Annotated in this window: 17 protein-coding genes and 1 tRNA gene; 5 read left to right on the plus strand and 13 right to left on the minus strand. The window is 73.7% G+C overall.

Going from position 1 to position 17,646, the window contains the following annotated elements:
* Positions 1-20: 20 nt before the first annotated feature.
* The gene (locus ACIQIB_RS35055) at positions 21-722 is read right to left on the minus strand and encodes an alpha/beta fold hydrolase (RefSeq protein ID WP_363611007.1); all 702 of its coding nucleotides are present in this window, start codon (positions 720-722) and stop codon (positions 21-23) included.
* 98 nt (positions 723-820) lie between these two features.
* Here ACIQIB_RS35055 and ACIQIB_RS35060 point away from each other — a divergent pair, with 98 nt between their 5' ends.
* The 3 genes from ACIQIB_RS35060 (at position 821) to ACIQIB_RS35070 (ending at position 3,664) form a co-directional block, all read left to right on the plus strand.
* The gene (locus tag ACIQIB_RS35060; protein ID WP_400762964.1) at positions 821-1,450 is read left to right on the plus strand and encodes a maleylpyruvate isomerase N-terminal domain-containing protein; all 630 of its coding nucleotides are present in this window, start codon (positions 821-823) and stop codon (positions 1,448-1,450) included.
* Positions 1,451-1,571: 121 nt separating this feature from the next.
* Positions 1,572-3,014: a PLP-dependent aminotransferase family protein gene (locus ACIQIB_RS35065; protein WP_363611011.1), complete on the plus strand. Its 1,443-nt coding sequence runs from the start codon at positions 1,572-1,574 to the stop codon at positions 3,012-3,014.
* Positions 3,015-3,076: 62 nt separating this feature from the next.
* The gene (locus tag ACIQIB_RS35070) at positions 3,077-3,664 is read left to right on the plus strand and encodes an NADPH-dependent F420 reductase (protein WP_400657172.1); all 588 of its coding nucleotides are present in this window, start codon (positions 3,077-3,079) and stop codon (positions 3,662-3,664) included.
* A gap of 8 nt (positions 3,665-3,672) precedes the next feature.
* On the opposite strand, the gene ACIQIB_RS35075 is transcribed toward ACIQIB_RS35070, so the two are convergent.
* The 11 genes from ACIQIB_RS35075 to ACIQIB_RS35125 all read right to left on the minus strand — a co-directional run bounded on the left by ACIQIB_RS35075 (position 3,673) and on the right by ACIQIB_RS35125 (position 15,463).
* Positions 3,673-3,891 carry a DUF6126 family protein gene (locus ACIQIB_RS35075; RefSeq protein ID WP_363611015.1) on the minus strand — a complete coding sequence of 73 codons (219 nt, stop codon included), beginning with the start codon at positions 3,889-3,891 and terminating at the stop codon, positions 3,673-3,675.
* A gap of 32 nt (positions 3,892-3,923) precedes the next feature.
* Positions 3,924-4,559, minus strand: coding sequence for an XRE family transcriptional regulator (locus ACIQIB_RS35080; RefSeq protein ID WP_363611017.1), 636 nt, complete (start codon positions 4,557-4,559; stop codon positions 3,924-3,926).
* A 119-nt stretch (positions 4,560-4,678) separates the two neighbouring features.
* Entirely contained in the window at positions 4,679-6,412 is a 1,734-nt protein-coding gene (locus ACIQIB_RS35085; RefSeq protein WP_363611019.1) for a pyruvate dehydrogenase, read from the minus strand.
* Between the two features lie 155 nt (positions 6,413-6,567).
* Positions 6,568-8,976: a glycosyl hydrolase family 65 protein gene (locus tag ACIQIB_RS35090; RefSeq protein WP_363611021.1), complete on the minus strand. Its 2,409-nt coding sequence runs from the start codon at positions 8,974-8,976 to the stop codon at positions 6,568-6,570.
* On the minus strand, positions 8,973-9,722 hold the full coding sequence (locus ACIQIB_RS35095) for a beta-phosphoglucomutase family hydrolase (protein WP_363611023.1): 750 nt from the start codon (positions 9,720-9,722) through the stop codon (positions 8,973-8,975). Before ACIQIB_RS35095 ends, ACIQIB_RS35090 begins: the two co-directional genes overlap by 4 nt.
* A gap of 87 nt (positions 9,723-9,809) precedes the next feature.
* Complete coding sequence (locus tag ACIQIB_RS35100) at positions 9,810-10,595, minus strand: VOC family protein (RefSeq protein ID WP_363611025.1); 786 nt, start codon at positions 10,593-10,595, stop codon at positions 9,810-9,812.
* 224 nt (positions 10,596-10,819) lie between these two features.
* On the minus strand, positions 10,820-11,278 hold the full coding sequence (locus ACIQIB_RS35105; protein WP_400762968.1) for an SRPBCC domain-containing protein: 459 nt from the start codon (positions 11,276-11,278) through the stop codon (positions 10,820-10,822).
* A gap of 109 nt (positions 11,279-11,387) precedes the next feature.
* Positions 11,388-13,112, minus strand: coding sequence for an LCP family protein (locus ACIQIB_RS35110; RefSeq protein ID WP_400762970.1), 1,725 nt, complete (start codon positions 13,110-13,112; stop codon positions 11,388-11,390).
* 412 nt (positions 13,113-13,524) lie between these two features.
* Positions 13,525-14,280: a hypothetical protein gene (locus tag ACIQIB_RS35115; RefSeq protein ID WP_400762972.1), complete on the minus strand. Its 756-nt coding sequence runs from the start codon at positions 14,278-14,280 to the stop codon at positions 13,525-13,527.
* A gap of 303 nt (positions 14,281-14,583) precedes the next feature.
* Positions 14,584-14,659: transfer RNA gene (locus ACIQIB_RS35120), tRNA-Lys, on the minus strand.
* Between the two features lie 111 nt (positions 14,660-14,770).
* The gene (locus ACIQIB_RS35125; protein WP_400762973.1) at positions 14,771-15,463 is read right to left on the minus strand and encodes a DNA polymerase beta superfamily protein; all 693 of its coding nucleotides are present in this window, start codon (positions 15,461-15,463) and stop codon (positions 14,771-14,773) included.
* A gap of 182 nt (positions 15,464-15,645) precedes the next feature.
* On the opposite strand from ACIQIB_RS35125, the gene ACIQIB_RS35130 reads away from it, so the two are divergent.
* Both ACIQIB_RS35130 and ACIQIB_RS35135 read left to right on the plus strand, forming a co-directional pair.
* Complete coding sequence (locus ACIQIB_RS35130) at positions 15,646-16,416, plus strand: SDR family oxidoreductase (RefSeq protein WP_400762975.1); 771 nt, start codon at positions 15,646-15,648, stop codon at positions 16,414-16,416.
* An 85-nt stretch (positions 16,417-16,501) separates the two neighbouring features.
* Positions 16,502-17,230, plus strand: coding sequence for a tyrosine-protein phosphatase (locus ACIQIB_RS35135; protein ID WP_400762977.1), 729 nt, complete (start codon positions 16,502-16,504; stop codon positions 17,228-17,230).
* A gap of 49 nt (positions 17,231-17,279) precedes the next feature.
* Here the strand turns inward: ACIQIB_RS35135 and ACIQIB_RS35140 are convergent.
* Positions 17,280-17,646: RICIN domain-containing protein (locus ACIQIB_RS35140; protein ID WP_400762979.1), on the minus strand; the 367-nt coding region annotated here is incomplete at its 5' end.

The following is a 17,646-nucleotide window of genomic DNA, read 5'->3' on the forward strand; positions in this document are numbered from 1 at the left end:
TGCGCCTGCCGGTCCGACCACTACTCCTCCGCCGCCAACCCACCCAGGAGACGGGCCAGTTCACGCGGCCCGGAGAACATCGGCCAGTGACCGGTGTCCAGCTCGACCAGCCGCCAGTGCGCGCTCTTCAGCAGCTCGGCCACGTCGGGGTTCGGCTCGGCGCCGTCGAGCAGGCACTTGACGTACGTCGCCGGCAGCGCGGTGAGCGGGCCCGCCAGGACGGCCGGCTCGGTGAGCGTGGCGCCCGGATGCGGGGTCGAACCGGCCACGATCCGCTCGATCTGCTCGGCGGTGAGGCCCTGGCCCGCGTAGTCGGGCGCGGTCAGGGGCGCCCAGAAGCCGCCGTTCGCGGCGATCGACGCCTCCACCTCGGCCCGGCCGTCCGGCCAGCCCGAGACGAACGACTCGCCGTCCGCGGGCACGTTGGCGTCGACGAACACCACCTGCGCCAGCCGGTCGCCGATCCGCTCGGCGGCCTGCCCGACCGGGATGCCCGAGTAGCTGTGCCCGACCAGGACGACGCCCCGCAGGTCGAGCCGCTCGACCTCGTCGACGATGTCCCGCACATGGGCCTGCTGCCCGGCCGCCCCGCCGCGCCTCTCCGCGAGGCCGGACAGCGTCAGCGAATGGACGGTGTGCCCGGCCGCGCGCAGGTCGGCCGCCACCTCGTCCCACGCCCACGCTCCGAGCCACGCGCCTGCCACGAGTACATAGTTCGCCATGGCCGCACCCTGGCGACGGGGTCCGACGATCCCCGCGCCCAGGCCCCGGCCCGTTACGGTGGGCCGAGATCAGTGACACCGGCCCGAAGGAGTACCGGATGCCCCATCACATCGACCACGACCTGGCACTGCTGACCGGGTTGTGGGAATCCTGGGCCGAGCGCGGCGCGGCACTGGACCCCCAGGGGTGGGGCCGGCCGACCCGTCTGCCCGGGTGGTCGGTGCAGGACCTGTACGCCCATGTGGCGCCCGACCCGGCGCAGTTCGCGCAGCTGCGGGGGGCCGTGGCGGACGCCCCGGCGGCGGTGGACAGCGGCGCGGGCATCCTGCGCGCCTACAACCGGCCCGGCGGGCTGGCGCACACCGCGGCGGAACGGATCGCCGAGAGCGCCCGGCAGACGGCCGGGGCGACCGAACCCGCCGCGCTGGTGGCCCGGTTCGCCACCGAGGGCCCGGCCGCACTCGCCGCGATCGCCGACCTGCCACCCGCCACCGTGATCGCCCACCCGCTGCTCGGCGCGGTGACGATCGGCGCGCTCCGCGAGGTGGCGGTGATGGAGGCGACCGTCCACCTGCTCGACCTGATCGCCGCGATCGGCGGCCCGCCCCCGGCCACCGCCGCCCTGCACGCCACCCGTACCCTGCTCGCCGAAGTGGCCGACCCGGTCGCCTTCATCGAGGCCGCCACCGGCCGCACGGACACCCCGGTCCTCCCGGTCGTCCGCTGAGATCCGCCGAAATCCGCCGAAATCCGCTGAGGCCCGCGCCGGACCGGCTGCCCGGCGGCCGGCGTCCGCGGGAGGAACGATAATTCCCGTACGGACAGCACGCCCGCACGGAACGGCCCCCATGACCACCTCCTGGACCGCCTTCGGCGGCGATCTGCACCTCGACCTCACCGAGCGGCGGGCCGCCGGAGCCGGCCTGCGGGCGGCGCTGGAGGAGGCGCTGCGGGAGGCCGTGCAGGACGGACGGCTGGCGCCCGGGACGCGGCTGCCGTCCTCGCGGGCGCTCGGCGAGGACCTGGGGATCGCCCGGAACACCGTGGTCGAGGCGTACGGGCAGCTCAGCGCCGAGGGGTGGCTCACCTCGCGGCAGGGCTCGGGCACCACGGTGGCCGAGCGGGCCGCCCCGCGCCCCGGCCACCGGACGGCGGGCGCCCGGCAGGACCGCCGCCCCGCCCGGCACGACCTGCTGCCCGGGCGGCCGGACGTCTCGCTCTTCCCGCGCGGCGCCTGGCTGACGGCCACCCGGCGGGCGCTCGCCACCGCACCGCACGAGGCGTTCGGATACGGCAGCCCGCTCGGCCGGATCGAGCTGCGGGAGGCGCTGGCCGACTACCTCGCCCGGGTCCGTGGGGTCCGCACCGACCCCGACCACCTGTTGATCTGCGCCGGCTTCACCCAGGGCCTCGGCCTGCTCTGCGCCGCCCTGCGCGAGCGCGGCGCCCGCACGATGGGTGTCGAGGCGTACGGGCTGCCGCCGCAGCTCGCCGTCCTGCGGGCCGCCGGGCTGGCCGCGGCGCCGCTGCCGCTGGACGAGTCGGGCGCCCGGACCGACCTGCTGGGCCCCCGGTGGAGCGCCGTCCTGCTCACCCCGGCCCACCAGTTCCCGACCGGCGTACCGCTGGCCCCCGAGCGCCGGGCGGCGGCCGTCGCCTGGGCCCGCGAGCACGACGGGTACGTGATCGAGGACGACTACGACGGCGAGTTCCGCTTCGACCGGCAGCCGCTCGGCGCGATGCAGGCGCTCGACCCCGAGCGGGTGGTGTACGCGGGCACCGCGGCCAAGAGCCTCGCCCCCGGCCTGCGACTGGCCTGGCTGGCACTGCCGGACGCGCTGGTCGAGCCGGTGGCCCGGCAGAAGCGGCTGGCGGACGGCATGTCCCCGGTGCTGGACCAGCTCACCCTCGCCGAGCTGATCACCTCCGGGACGTACGACCGCCACATCCGCCGCTGCCGGCTGCACTACCGGCGCCGCCGGGACCGGCTGGTCGCGGTGCTCGCCGAACGCGCCCCGCACGTCCGGGTGACCGGCATCGCCGCCGGGCTGCACGCCGTCCTGCGGCTGCCGCCCGGGTCCGTCCCGGAGACGGAGCTGCTGGCCCGCGCCGAGGCCGCCGGGCTGGCCCTCACCGGCCTCGCCTGGTGCCTGGCCGACCCGGCGGCGGCCCCGGACGCCCCGCCCGCCCTGGTGGTCGGGTACGCGACCCCGCCCGAGCACGCGTTCCCGGCGGCCCTGGACGCACTCTGCGAGCTGGTGCGGACCTCCGCCCCCGGCGGGCGGGCCTGAGGAATTCCACGGCGGGCATCGGGGTTTCCGAACGTCAGGAGTCTTCAGTGGAGGGGGCCTTCATGACCGGTGTCGCCGTCATCGGCGCGGGCAGCGTCGGCAGCAGCCTCGCCCGGGCGTTCCACGCCGCCGGGCTGGGCGTCGTCCTCGGCGCGCGCGACCCGGCCGCCGTACCCGACGGGCCGGTGCGGGCGGTCGGTATCGCCGAGGCGCTCGCGGGCGCCGGCACCGTGGTGCTGGCCGTGATGGGCACGGCCGTCGAGGAGCTGCTCACCGAGCACGGCGGCGCGCTCGCGGGGGCCCTGGTCGTCGACGCCACCAACCGGATCGGCGAGGGCGGCGTGCTGCACAGCGCGGACACCGTGGCCCGGCTGGCCCCCGGCGCCCGCTACGCGCGGGCGTTCAGCAATGTCGGGGTGGAGCTGTTCGACCGCCCGCTGTTCGACGGCGTGCCCGCCGACCTGCTGTTCTCCTCGTCCGAGGCCGACCGCTCGGCCGTCGAGCGGCTGATCACGGCGGTCGGCCTGCGCCCGGCGTACGTCGGGCCGGACCAGTACGACGACCTCGACGCCTCGCTGCGCCTCTGGTACCGGCTGACGCAGGTCCGGGGCGGCGGACGCCATCTGGGGTGGCGCATCGTCTCCGGTTGAGGGCGCGGCTACTTGTTCCGGTTGCCCAGCTCGAACAGCAGCATGATGAAGCCCGCGAAGGCGTGGGTGGCGACCATGTAGATCAGCACCCGGATGCCGACGCGGCGGTTGGCCCACTTGCCGGCGTCGACGGTCTTCGGCGCGACGGCCGGGACGACCGGCGCGGCGGGGTCGGCGACGGCCGCGGTGGCCGCTGCGGTGGCTGCGGTGGTGGTGGGATCAGCCATGGGAGATCTCCTCCAAGATTTCTGACGGTGGGTCAGTGCGGTGCTACAGGGCCGCCGCCGAGGCAGAGTTCGCCGCCGGGGCTCTGCAGCAGGGTGTGCACGAAAAGCAGCTCCACCCCGTCCGCCGAGTCGGCGGCGATGCAGTGCGGGGTGAGCGAGTCGAAGTGCGCGGAGTCGCCCTCCGCGAGCAGGTGGACGCGGTCGCCGAGGGTCAGCTTCAGCCGGCCCTGAAGGACGTACAGCCACTCCTCGCCGGGGTGCACCCGGACGACGGTGTCCTGGACGCCCGGGGGGACATGGACCCGCAGCGCCTGCATCGCCCGGCCGGGCGCGCCGGCCCGGCGGTAGCCCCAGCCGCCCGCGCGGCCGGGTTCGATCACGCCGCCGCGCACCACCGGGTCCGGCTCGACCATGGCCTCGCCGAGAAGTCCGGAGACGGAGGTTCCGTAGGCCCGGGCGAGACCGAGCAGGACGGGCAGCGAGGGCTGCCGCCTGCCGGTCTCCAGTCGGGACAGATAGGCTGGTGAGAGACCGATCCGGCCGGCGGCGACCTCCAGCGTGAGGCGGCTGCTGAGCCGGTGCTCCCGCAGCCTGGCGGCAAGGCCGGCCACCTCCTGGTCGTCGAGCTGCTCGCCAGGGGTGGAGTGGCCGGTCGGGCTGGTGGTCATGTGACCAGTGGACACCCGCCGTGCCGCAGGGGCAAGAAACTTGCCTCAGAGGCAAACCTCCCCGAGAGCCGCCCCGGTGGCCCGGGTACCCCGGGACGGCCGGGAAAGATCCTCGGGCGCTACGGCCGCGGAATGTTGCGCAGGTTGCTGCGGGCCAGATCGATCATGCGCCCGACCCCGCCGGAGAGCACCGTCCGGCCGGCCGCCAGCGCGAACCCCTTCAGCTGGGCGGCGGTGATCGCCGGCGGGATGGACAGCGCGTTCGGGTCGGTGACCACGTCCACCAGGGCTGGCCCCGGGCGCTCCAGCGCCTCCGTCAGCACCTCCCGGACCCGCGCCGGGTCGGTGACCCGCTTCGCCGGGATGCCGATCGCCCGGGCGATCCCGGCGTAGTCCACATCGCCGTTGTCGATCTCCGACTCTGGGTAGCCGGAGACCAGCATCTCCAGCTTGATCATGCCGAGTGCGCCGTTGTTGAAGACCACGGTCTTCACCGGCAGCCGGTGCTTGACCACCGTGAGCAGCTCGCCGAGCAGCATGGAGAGGCCGCCGTCGCCGGACATCGAGACCACCTGCCGCCCCGGGCAGGCGAGCTGGGCGCCGATCGCGTGCGGCAGCGCGTTGGCCATCGAACCGTGCAGGAACGAGCCGATCACCCGGCGGCGCCCGTTGGGCTGGAGGTAGCGGGCGGCCCAGACGTTGTTCATCCCGGTGTCCACGGTGAACACCGCGTCGTCGGCGGCCACCTCGTCCAGCACCGAGGCCACGTACTCGGGGTGGATGGGCAGGTGCTTCTCGATGTCCCGGGTGTAGGCACCGACCACGTCCTCCAGGGCGCGGCAGTGCTTGCGCAGCAGCTCGTCCAGGAAGCTCCGGTCGTCCTTGGGCTCCAGCAGCGGCAGGACGGCCCGCAGGGTGGCCGAGACGTCCCCGTGGACGGCGAGTTCGAGCGGGGTGCGGCGGCCCAGCCGGGTGGCGTCGTGATCCACCTGGACGGTGCGGGCCTGCGGGAGGAAGGAGTCGTACGGGAAGTCGGTGCCGAGCAGCAGCACCAGGTCGGCGGAGTGCAGCGCGTCGTGGCAGGAGCCGTAGCCGAGCAGGCCGCTCATGCCGACGTCGTACGGGTTGTCGAACTGGATCCACTCCTTGCCGCGCAGGGAGTGCCCGACCGGTGCGTGCAGCGCGGCCGCGAGCTCCATCACCTCGCTGTGCGCCCCGCGCACGCCCGCGCCGCAGAACAGGGCGACCTTGCGGGCCGAGTTGAGCGCGCGGGCGAGGGCCTGCACCTGGGACCAGGGCGGCGCGGCGACCGCCTGCTCGGTGAGGAAGTGGCTGGTGCCGGTCGGTCCGGCGGCGGGCAGCGCCGCGACGTCCCCGGGAAAGACCAGCACCGAGACGCCGTGGGCGCCCAGCGCGTGCTGGATCGCCACCCGCAGCAGCCGGGGCAGCTGGGCGGGCGTGGAGACCATCTCGCACCAGCTGCTGCAGTCGGTGAACACCCGCTCGGGGTGGGTCTCCTGGAAGAACCCGGTGCCGATCTGGCCGGACGGGATGTGCGAGGCGAGCGCCAGGACCGGCAGACCGCTGCGCTGGGCGTCGTAGAGGCCCTGGATCAGGTGGGTGTTCCCGGGACCGCAGGAGCCGGCGCAGACCGCGAGCCGGCCGCTGAGCTCGGCCTCGGCGGCCGCCGCGAAGGCGCCGGCCTCCTCGTTGCGTACGTGGGTCCAGCTGATGCCCTCGGCCCGGCGGATGGCGTCCACCACCGGGTTGAGGCTGTCGCCGACCACCCCGTAGACCCGCTCCACCCCGGCCTGCCGGAGCACCTCCACCATCTGCTCGGCCACACTCACCACGGGGGTTCTCCTTCACCGGCCACCGGTTGCCACGGGACACCAGCACCCTCGGCGGTCCGGGCCCGCCCCGCACCCGGGGCGGGCCCGAACGGGTGAGCACGAGCCGCCGCTCCTCCCCGCCTCCCCACCGCTCGGCGGCCGTTACCGCTCCGCCGCTACTCCGCCGCGAGGTGGTCCGGTCCCGGGCCGAGCTTGCCCGCCGCCACGCCGGCCTGCGGCTGCCGCCGGGCGGGTTCGCGGCCCGGCGGCTGGACGCAGCGCTCCTGCCCCGGCGGCACGGTGATCGGGACGGTGACCGGCGTACCCGCCTTGACCTGCACCGCCTCACCGTCGTGCCGCAGGTGGATCAGCTCGCCCCGGCGCAGCGTGTACGTCGTCCCCTCGTGGGTGATCCGCACCCCGAGCAACTGGCCGCGGACCATCAGCGAGAAGCTGAGCCGCATCAGACCGGCCGGCAGCCGGGGCCGGAAGGAGAGCGCCTCGCTGTGGTCCCGCAGCCCGCCGAACCCGGCGACCAGCGCGATGCAGGCCCCGGCGAGCGAGGCCATGTGCAGGCCGTCGCGGGTGTTGCCGCCGAGGTCGTGGAGGTCCATCAGGGCGGCCTCGGCGGTGTAGTCGTACGCGAGGTCGATTTGCCCGACCTCGGCGGCGATCACCGCCTGGGTGCCGGCGGAGAGCGAGGAGTCGCGGACGGTCAGCCGCTCGTAGTAGGCGAAGTTGCGGGCCTTCTGCTCGTCGGTGAAGGCGTCGCCGCGGACCTGCATGGCGAGCACCAGGTCGGCCTGCTTCACCACCTGTTTCCGGTACAGGTCGAAGTACGGATAGTGCAGCAGCAGCGGGTAGTTCTCCGGTGGGGTGCCGTCGAAGTCCCAGAGCTGGTGGTCGGTGAAGCCGTCGGCCTGCGGGTGGACGCCGAGGTTGGTGTCGTACGGGATGTACATCGCGGCGGCGGCGTCCCGCCAGGCGGCGGTCTCCTCGGTGTCCACGCCGAGCGCGGCGGCCTCGCGCGGGTGCCGGCCGGCGGCCTCGGCCGCGACCCGCAGGTTGGTCTGCGCCATCAGGTTGGTGAAGATGTTGTTGTCGGCGACGGCGCTGTACTCGTCCGGGCCGGTGACGCCCTCGATGCGGAACTTGCCGGCGGCGTCGTGGTGGCCGAGCGAGCGCCACATCCGGGCCGTCTCGACCAGCAGTTCGAGCCCGTACTCGCGCTCGAACTCGACGTCCCCGGTGGCCCGTACGTACCGGGCGACGGCGACCGCGATGTCCGCGCCGATGTGGAACGCCGCCGTGCCGGCCGGCCAGTAGCCGGAGCACTCCTCGCCGCGGATCGTCCGCCACGGGAACACCGCGCCGGAGAGGCCGAGTTGGGCCGCGCGCTCACGGGCCATCGGGAGCGTGCTGTGCCGCCAGCGCAACGCCTGGTTGACGGCGCTCGGCAGGCTGTAGGTGAGCACCGGAAGGACGAAGGTCTCGGTGTCCCAGAAGCTGTGCCCGTCGTAGCCGGGACCGGTCAACCCCTTGGCGGGGATGGCCCGTTCCTCGCTGCGCGCGCCCGCCTGGAGCACATGGAACACGGCGAACCGGACGGCCTGCTGGAGTTCGACGTCGCCCTCGATCTCGATGTCGCTGGTGTCCCAGAACTCCCGCAGGAACTCGGCCTGTTCGTCCACCAGACCCTCCCAGCCGGTGTACCGGGCGGCGGTCAGCGCGGCCTCGACCTGGTCCCGCACGGCGGGCAGCGAGCGGGTCGCCGACCAGCCGTACGCCATGAACTTCACCAGCCGCAGCCGCTGGCCCGGTTCGAGCACGGTGGTGACGCTGATCCGGCCGTGGTCCGCCTCGCTCTCGGCGACGGTGTTCATCCGCTCCGGGCCTTCGATGATGTGGTCCATGCCGGCCGCGACCCGGATGCCGCTGTAGCGGGTGCGGTGCACCAGGACGGCCTTGGTGCCGCTCGCATGGTGCACCTCGGCCAGCAGCGGAGCCTCCAGCACGGCGGCCGCCCGGGGGTCGCCGTCGACGCCGCCGGGCAGCTGCTCGTTGGCGACCAGCTCCGACTGCAGGACGATCCGCACCGGCCCGTCCACCGCCTCGACGGTGTACTCCACGGCGGCGACGGCCCGCTGGGTGAGCGAGACCAGCCGGGTCGAGTGCACCCTGATGGTCCGCCCGGCCGGGGAGGTCCACTCCGCCTCGCGCCGCAGCAGGCCCTCGCGGAAGTTCAACCACCGCCGGTGACTGAGCAGTTCGCCGTAGCGGAGGTCGAAGGGCTCGTCGTCCACCAGCAGTCGGATGATCTTGCCGTTGGTCACGTTGATGACGCTCTGGCTGGACTCCGGGTAGCCGTAGCCGCCCTCGCCGTACGGCAGCGGGCGCAGCTCGAAGACGCCGTTCAGATAGGTACCGGGCAGACCGTGCGGCTCGCCCTCGTCCAGGTTGGCACGCAGGCCGATATGGCCGTTGGAGAGCGCGAAGACGGACTCGGCGCGGGCCATCGAGGCCAGGTCCAGGCCGTGCTCGGCGATCTGCCAGGGGTCGACGGCGAAGATGTCCTGACCGTTCATGCCGTCTCCTCCGGGATCAGCTCGGCGAGGTCGGTGACGACCACGGTGGCGCCGTTGCGGCGCAGTTCGGCGGCCTGGCCGGTGCGGTCCACACCGACCACCGCGCCGAAGCCGCCGGCCCGGCCCGAGGCGACCCCGGCGAGGGCGTCCTCGAAGACGGCGGCGTGCGCCGGCGCGACGCCCAGCGACCTGGCCGCGGCCAGGTAGGTGTCGGGCGCGGGCTTGCCGGGCAGGCCCTCGCGGCGGGCGACGATGCCGTCCACGATCACGTCGAACAGCTCCTCGATCCCGGCGGCCCGCAGCACGTCCCGGCAGTTGGCGCTGGACGAGACCACGGCGCTGGGCAGCCCGAGCGCGCGCAGCCGGCGCACGTACGCGACCGAGCCGTCGTACGGCTGGACGCCCTGCTCGCGGATCATGCGCAGCACGGTGTCGTTCTTGGCGGCGCTGATCCCGTGCACGGTGCGGGCGCCGGGCGGATCGGCGTCGGTGCCCTCGGGCAGGTCGATGCCCCGGCTGTGCAGGAACGCCCTGGTGCCGTCCAGGCGTGGACGGCCGTCCACGTGGGTGTCGTAGTCGGTGACGGCGTCGAAGGGAACGAACTGCCCACCGGTGCGGGCCGCTTCGGCGCGCAGGAAGGCGTCGAAGGTGTCCTTCCAGGCCGCGGCGTGCACCTTGGCGGTCTGGGTGAGCACCCCGTCGAGGTCGAAGAGGAAAGCGCGGATGTCGTCCGGTAGCCCCAGCATGGGTGCAGTCTTACCCGCGAACACGGGGAAGCCGCCCATTTCCCGGCGGCGCGTCGCGGGACGGGCGGCTTCCGCTTGCTCAGCCCCTCACGGGGAGTCGGGCGAGGCGATCAGCGCGAACACGGCGCCCTGCGGGTCCTGGACGACCGCCATCCGGCCGGACTGCATGTCGAACGGCGGCTGGATCACCGAACCGCCCGCCTTGACCAGGGCGTCCACGGTGGAGTCGGTGTCGTCCACCGAGAAGTAGGTCATCCAGTGCGGGGGCGTGCCGGGCGCCAGGTACCCGGCGGTCTTCTGCATGCCGCCCACGGTGCGGTCGCCGACGTTGAGCGAGAAGTAGCCGTCCATGCCCTGGATGGTCGCCGGGCGCAGGCCCACCGCCTGGTGGTAGAACCGCCCGGCGGCCTCGGTGTCGGTGGTGTTGAGCTCGTTCCAGACCAGTGCGCCGGGCTCGTTGACGATCCCCGCCCCGGCGAAGTCCACCTTCTGCCAGACGCCGAACACCGCGCCGGTCGGATCGGCGGCGACCAGCATCCGGCCGACGGAGCCGACGTCCATCACCGGGTAGAGGATCGTGCCGCCGTTGTCGGCGATGGCCCGGCTGGTGGCTTCGGCGTCGTCCGTGGCCAGGTAGGTGGTCCAGGCGACGGGCGGGAGGGGCTCGCCCTCGGGCGCCATCGCCGCCATGATCCCGGCGACCGGCTTGCCGTTCAGCGAGCACACGGAGTACCCGCCGAACTCGGGCGGGCCGACGTGGCCCTGCCAGCCGAACAGGTCGCGGTAGAAGTCGAGCGCGGCCTGCTGGTCGCTCGCCATCAGGTCGACCCAGCACGGGGTGCCGGGCTTGTACGGAGCGGTGACTACGGGCATGGCTGGGCCTCCAGAGCGATGGTCCCCCGCCGACGACGGCCGTCCGCCACGGACGGCGGGTACATCGCCCACGATCGCCGCGTCACCGCGATCCCGCCACCGGACGGCGCCCTGGTGGGCGACCCCGGGCGGGCCTCGCGGCGGACGGTCACCGCCCGTGCCGGTCCGGTCGCCCCGGGGCGCCGGTTCCCGCCGGGCGCCGGTTCCCGGGGCCCCGGGGCCCTTCACCCGGAGGCCTCCTCGTGCGGCGGCCGCTTCACGAAGTACGGCTGCGCCTTGCCGCTCTGCGCGTAGTCCTTGAGCCGGACCAGCAGTTCGGCCCAGGTGCCGGCCACCATCGGGACGCCCTCCTCGCTGCCGGGCTGCCAGCCGCCGTGGCGGAACAGCAGCCGGGTGCGGCCGGGCGCTCCGGGCTGCTCGGCGAGGTCCCAGCTGATCCAGGTGCCGGCCCAGTGCGGCGGGAAGGTGCCGACGTTCGTCCACACCACCCGGTCCTGGTCGGCCCGCTCGCGGCGCAGCCGGAAGGGCTCGGGCACATCGGGGAAGTCGAAGAGCAGGACGTCGTCGCCGTCGCGGTCCACCGCCGTCGTCCACCAGCTGGTCAGCCAGTCGTGGGTGCTGAGCGCGGCCAGGACGACGGCGCGGGGCGCGGCGATGTCGAGTTGCAGGGCGATCTCGGCCATGGGGTCCGCCTCTCGGGCCTACGGCCCCCCTTCCCGGCCACCATGGCACGGCCCCGGGACACCCGCGCCCCGGGCGCGCCGGACAGCGGCCGGTGCCACCCGGCGGCCGCTACCCGCCGCTGCCGTAGGTGGTGTTGGCGCAGATGTCGTCGTCCGCCGAGCGGGAGTCGCCGGTGACGCTGCTCGGCAGCGGCTGCGGCGCCGCCGGCGGCCCCGCCGAGGTGCCGGGGGTGCCGGAGCCGGCCGCTCCGCCGTTGGCGGCGGCGAAGTCCTTCCCGAGGATCACGGTGACGCCCGGCGAGGTGCCGGCCTCGACGGTCGCGCCCGGGAACAGCGCGGCGACCTTCTCCGCGCCCGCCTTCTGCCCGGAGCCGTACTCGATCATCGTGGTCGCGTACTTGGTGCTGGCCGCGGTGCCCATCTTGGTGACGGTGAACTTCGCCGCCTTCAGCATCTCGCCCGCCTTGCCCGCCGCGCCCGCGGTGGTGGTCCCGTTGTACACGGCCACCTTGACGGCCGTGTTGCCCTCGTCGGCCGCCGCGGACGGCGAGGGGGGCGCGGTCTCGGGCGCGGCCGACGTGCCGGGCGCGGCCGGCTGCTCGCCGGTGGCGTTCTGGCCGTCGATGGTCCGGTCGGCCTTGAGGGTCTCCCAGAGCTTGGCGGCGTCGGCCTGGACGAGGTCGATGTTCTTGTCCTGGGTGCGGTAACGCCAGGGTACGGTCACGAACTTGAGGTCGTGCATGTCGATGTTCTTCAGCGAGAGACCGAAGGAGAGCAGCTTGTCCGCGGAGCGCAGCCCTGGGTCGACGAGCAGCGACTTGGTGGCGGCGTCGGCGAGCGGGAGCAGCGTGGTGGGGCTGAGCCCCTCGCCCTTGATCTTGGTGGCGAGCGAGCCGAGGAAGGCCTGCTGACGCTTCATCCGGCCGATGTCGGAGCCGTCGCCGATGCCGTGCCGCAGCCGGACGTAGTCGAGCGCCTGCTGGCCCGCCACCTTCTGCTTGCCCTGCGGGAGGACGACGTTGCCCTTCCTGCCGAGATTCGGGTTGACGTCGCCCTCGTAGATCGGCTTCGGCAGACAGACCTCCACCCCGTCCACGGCCTTGGTCATCGCGGAGAAGCCCTGGAAGTCCACCACGATGGTGTGGTCGACCCGGATGCCGGTGAGCTTCTCCACGGTGTTCTGGGTGCAGGCCGGGTTGCCGTCGTCCGAACCGCCCGTGGAGAAGGCCTCGTTGAACATCGCGCTCGGACTCCCCTTGGTCCACTTGCCGTTCGGCAGCTTGCAGGGAGGCATGACGACCATGGCGTTGCGCGGGATGGAGATGCCGACGGCGTGCTTGTGGTCGGCGTAGACGTGCAGCAGGATCGTGGTGTCCGAGCGGGCGCCGCCGTCCTCGCCGCCGCCGAGGTCGCTGTTGTTCTTGCCCCGGCTGTCCGAGCCGATCAGCAGCACGTTCACCGGCTTGTTGCCGTCCGCGTCGGCCTGCGCCTCCGGCGGGCGGTCGGCGGCGATCGCGTCCGCGTCGAAGGACTTGATGTTGCCGTTCAGCTTCAGGTAGATCGCGCCGCCCGCGCCGGCTATCAGCACCAGCACGCCGGCCGCCGACCAGGCGACGATCTTCTTGACGTTCTTCCCGGGCTTCCGGCTGTTGCGCGCCGCCGCCCGGCCACCGCCCGCCGCCACCGGGGAGCTCGCCCCGCCCTGGGCCGCCCGCCGGGCCTCGGCCCGTCCGCCGCCACGCGGCTGCGGTACCCCGTCGCCGGTCCCCTCGGCCGTGGCCGCGCCGGGCGCGCTCTCACCACGAGCCGGGCCCTCGCCCCACTGACCTGACATGCGTGAACCTTTCACCGGCGGACGCGGCACCCACCCGGTCCGGGCGCGCTGCACACAGAAAGACGGTCGAAACCGCCCCCGGGTTGCACATCCGAAGGTCGCAATGACCGATGAACGCCCCACGCGACCGCTTCCGGAACCCCTCCCGAGCCCCTGCCGTCACAGGAGACCCTTCGGGAGCATACAAGGCCGGTCATATTGATCTCGGGCCTTGCGCGGAAGCCCCTCCGACGGCCTCCCACCCCCTCCGCCACACCACCGCCACCGCCCCCGGCGCCCGCCGCAAGGACCTTTCAGGGCAACGAATCGCACCCCGGAAGGGGCCGCCCACCCGGCCGAACCGGCTTCGGATCAACGGACTTCACCGAAATCGCGGTCCGCCTCGGGGCGGGGGCCGCGGCCGCCTCCGGTCTCACTTGACCTGCGGGACGATGGCCTTCGCCAGCGCCACCACATCGGGGAAGGCCCCGTACTTGTTGTCGGAGCTCACGGACAGCACCCGGTCACCGACCCGCGCCACGACGAACTCCTTGCCGACGTAGGCCTTCCGGTCGACCCTGACGAGGACGCTCTCCGCCCCCAGGCCGTCGACCCCGCTGACGGTCACCGTCACCGGATTGAATCCCCCGGAGGAACCGATCTCATAGGTGCTCCCGCAGACGCCCTTGAGCACCGTCAGCCTGCTGAGGACCCTCGCCGCGTCACCCGCGTGGTAGGAGTTCACCGTGATCCCGACCTCGCCGGCCGACGGGCCGACGACCCCCTCGGATGCGTACGCGGCCGGGCTGCCGAGCGCCGCCGCCGTGCCGTGGGAGGCCAGTTGCTCGCAGGAGGGCAACAGCGTCGGGCTGGGAGCCGCGGACGGCGGCACCTGCGCCGGGCCGCTGTCGCTCTCCGTGAAGATGGGAGACAGCTGCCACCCCGCGGGCAGGGTGTCGCCGGTCGGCAGATAGGTCTTCAGAACCGGCCCCGGCACCACATTCGGGTCCACCGTCGGGGTGGCGGGCGCCACCGGCGACGGGCTGGAGACGGAGGCGCTGACCGTCGCGGCGGACGTTCCGGCCGGCGCGCCGTCGGCCGGCTTCGCCGCCGGCTCCGAGGTGCAGCCTGCGCAGACGACCGCCGCGCACACGATCCCAACAGCCGCGGAGAACCGCAATCCACTCATCAACCCCCCATCCCTCGCCCCTGCATGACAGTTGACCAGCCTGACATGTCCCATCCCCACGAGCCACCTGCGGGCCCGAACCCGACGCCCGGACCGATCTCGGACGCCGGCGCCCGCCTCGAACAGGACGCCGCGCGACATGTCCGGCCGACGTACCACGCAGGGGTGCCGCGACGGTCCGTGAACCTCCCGCTGGAGACGGAGCCCGCCGAACGACGTCCTACAGGGGCGGAAAGGGGAGCGCCGACAGCCTGGAGAACATGAAAAAGGCCAGGTCGGAACAGTCCGACCTGGCCTTGACAGTGGTGGGCCGCCAGGGGCTCGAACCCTGAACCTACGGATTAAAAGTCCGCAGCTCTGCCAATTGAGCTAGCGGCCCGTGGCCCGGCCCCGTGTGGGGCGGGCCACGGTGATCCTACCCGGTGGGACCCAGGGCTCCGCCAGTGGATTGTGCGGGCGCGCCGGGGGGTGGTGGGCGGAGCGGGCGGGGTCAGGTGGTGGGCGGGGTGTAGTGGGCGGCACGGACGCGGCGGAGCCAGGCCTCGGCGGGGCGGGGGTCGGGGGCCGGCGGGAGGACGCCGGGGCGGGCGAGGCGTTCGGCGGCCGAGGCGAGCAGGGCCTCGGCCGTGGCGGGGTGGTCCGCGATGCGCTCACCGAGGTCGCGGACCCGGTCCGGGTCGGGGAGGCGGACGACGTTCTCGGCCGTCTCGTAGAGCCGGACGCCCTGTTCGACCAGCCGGACCAGGTGCCGGGCGTGCTTGGCGGCCCGGCGGCGGGTCACCGGGTCGGTGGTGTCGCGGGTCAGCAGCTTGCGGAACTGCTGGTCGGCGTAGCCGAGATAGGACGTCCGCACGGCCTTGGCGCTCAGGAAGGAACGGCGTATCGCGATCAGTTCCTCGCCGAGCGGGCCGCGCACCTCGTACAGGTCGTCCGGCAGCCAGACGAGTTCGGAGGCGGTCGGGTTGCAGGTGAGCGCCAGACGGCACCACTTGGCCGCCTCGTGCAGGGTGACGTCGGGGCCGGTGGTGACCTGGGACTCGGCCGGACGGTGCAGGCCGTGGAAGTCCTCGGTCGGGGCGGCGAACAGGCCGAGCCGGTCGATGTCGGAGCCGGCCTGGGCGAAGCCGTACGCGGTCGAGCCGACGACGCCGACGAGCAGGGCGGTGCCGGGCGCGGGTACCACGGGGCTCTCCTCTCTCGTCGGGGCGGGGCGGGGCTGCTGTCCACCGGGGCGGACGGCCCTGGCCGCCGGCCCCGGGGGTCGTTCCGTGGAGTCTGCCCGGAGCGGGCCGCGCCGCGCGAACGAATTCCGGGCGGCGGGCCGGACCGTGGATCGACCGCGACGCTCTGGGTACCGTTGCGGCCATGGACTCCACTCCTGGCTCCGACCGCCCCGAGGTCGTTCTCATCACCGGTGCCGGACGCGGCATCGGCGCCGCCACCGCCCTGCTGGCCGGGCGGCGCGGCTACCGGGTCTGCGTCAACTACCGCACCGACGAGGCCTCCGCCGCCGCCGTCGTCTCGGCCGTCCGGGCCGAGGGCGGCACGGCCGTCGCCGTACGGGCCGATGTCACCCGTACCGCCGAGGTGGAGCGGCTGTTCGCCACCGTGGACGCCGAACTGGGCCCGCTCACCGCTCTGGTGAACAACGCCGGCACGCTGGAGAAGCAGTGCCGGCTGGAGGAGGTGGACGAGGACCGGCTCAACCGGATCTGGGCCGCCAACATCACCGGCCCGTTCCTCTGCGCGGCGCAGGCCGTCCGCCGGATGTCGACCCGGCACGGCGGGCAGGGCGGCGCCATCGTCAACGTCTCCTCGGCCGCCTCCCGGCTCGGCTCGCCCAACGAGTACGTGGACTACGCGGCCGCCAAGGGCGCCGTCGACTCGATGACCCGCGGGCTGGCTCTGGAGGTCGCCGCCGAGGGCATCCGGGTCAACGCCGTCCGCCCCGGCCTGATCCACACCGGCATCCACGCGCTCGGCGGCGAGCCCGGCCGGGTCGACCGGGTCGCCCCGAACCTGCCGATGCGGCGCGGCGGACAGCCGGAGGAGGTCGCCGAGGCGATCCTCTTCCTGCTCTCGCCCGCCTCCTCGTACACCACCGGCGCCTTCCTGGACATCGCCGGCGGGCGCTGATCCCACCCCTGCCGTCGCCCCCGCCGTCGGTCCGGCTCCCCGAACGACCTTCCCCCGCCCACCCCGCGCCCGTACGGTGGACGCCATGACCGACGACCTGCCGGACCGTGCCACCGACCTGCCGTCCGCCTTCCTCGACATCCCCGGCGTACGCAACTTCCGCGACGCCGGCGGTGTCGGCGCCCTGCGCCGGGGCGTGCTCTACCGCTCCGGGTCCTTCCACACCCTCACCCCGGAGGGCGCTCAGCGTCTCAAGGCCCTCGGCCTGCGCACCGTGATCGACCTGCGCAGCCCCGTCGAGCTCGACGTCTGGCCCGACCTGCACCACGGCCTCGAACACGAGACCCTGCACGTCCCGACCCTGCCCGCCAACCGCGAGGACGTCGACCGTCCCTGGCCCGAGGACCAGGAGGAGCTCTACCCCTTCATGGCCGGGACCGCCGGCCCCTCGCTGGTCGCCATCGTCCGCCGGCTCGGCGACCCCGGTACCCTGTCGGCGGTCGTCCACTGCGCCGTCGGCAAGGACCGTACCGGCCTGACCATCGCCGTCCTGCAGTCCCTCCTCGGGGCCTCCGACGCCGACATCACCGCCGACTTCCTGCTCTCCAACGCCGGCCTCGGCCTCCTCGACGGCCCCACCCCCTATCTCGACGAGACCGGTACCGAACGCGTCTCCCGCCCCATCTCCGCTCCCCTCCTCGCCTCGTCCCTCGCCTGGATCCGGGACCGGCACGGTTCCGTCCCGGACTACCTCCGCGCCCACGGCGCCACCGAGGACGACCTCGCCGCCCTGCGCGCCAACCTCTCGGCCTGAGGCTCTCGGCCTGAGGGGTGAGGGGTGAGGGTCTGAGGCCCTCCCCGCGCTACCCCTGGCGTTCGAGCAGCCACCACTGGGAGGGCGAGTCGGTGTCCTCCCACTGGTGGACCGGGGCGCCGGCGGTGGTGGCGGCGTCGCGGACGGTGAGGGGCTTGCCGCTGATGAAGCTGGTGAGGGTGTAGGTGCCGGGGGCGTCGAGGTGGTGTTCGAGGAGCCATTCCTGGGCGCCGAAGGCGTTGGCCGACCACTGCTGGATGAGCGTGCCGTTGTCGGGGGAGGCGCCGGTGACGTCGAGCCGCTTGCCACTGGCGACGTTCTCTAAGCTTGTCGTTTTACCTCCGGTGATCGGCTTGAGGTTGTTCGATCTGGTCACCCACATGGGGATCTGCCGGACACGGCGACGACCTCCGTTT

Origin of the sequence: Kitasatospora sp. NPDC092286 (assembly GCF_044755565.1) — a bacterium.
Lineage (GTDB): Bacteria > Actinomycetota > Actinomycetes > Streptomycetales > Streptomycetaceae > Kitasatospora.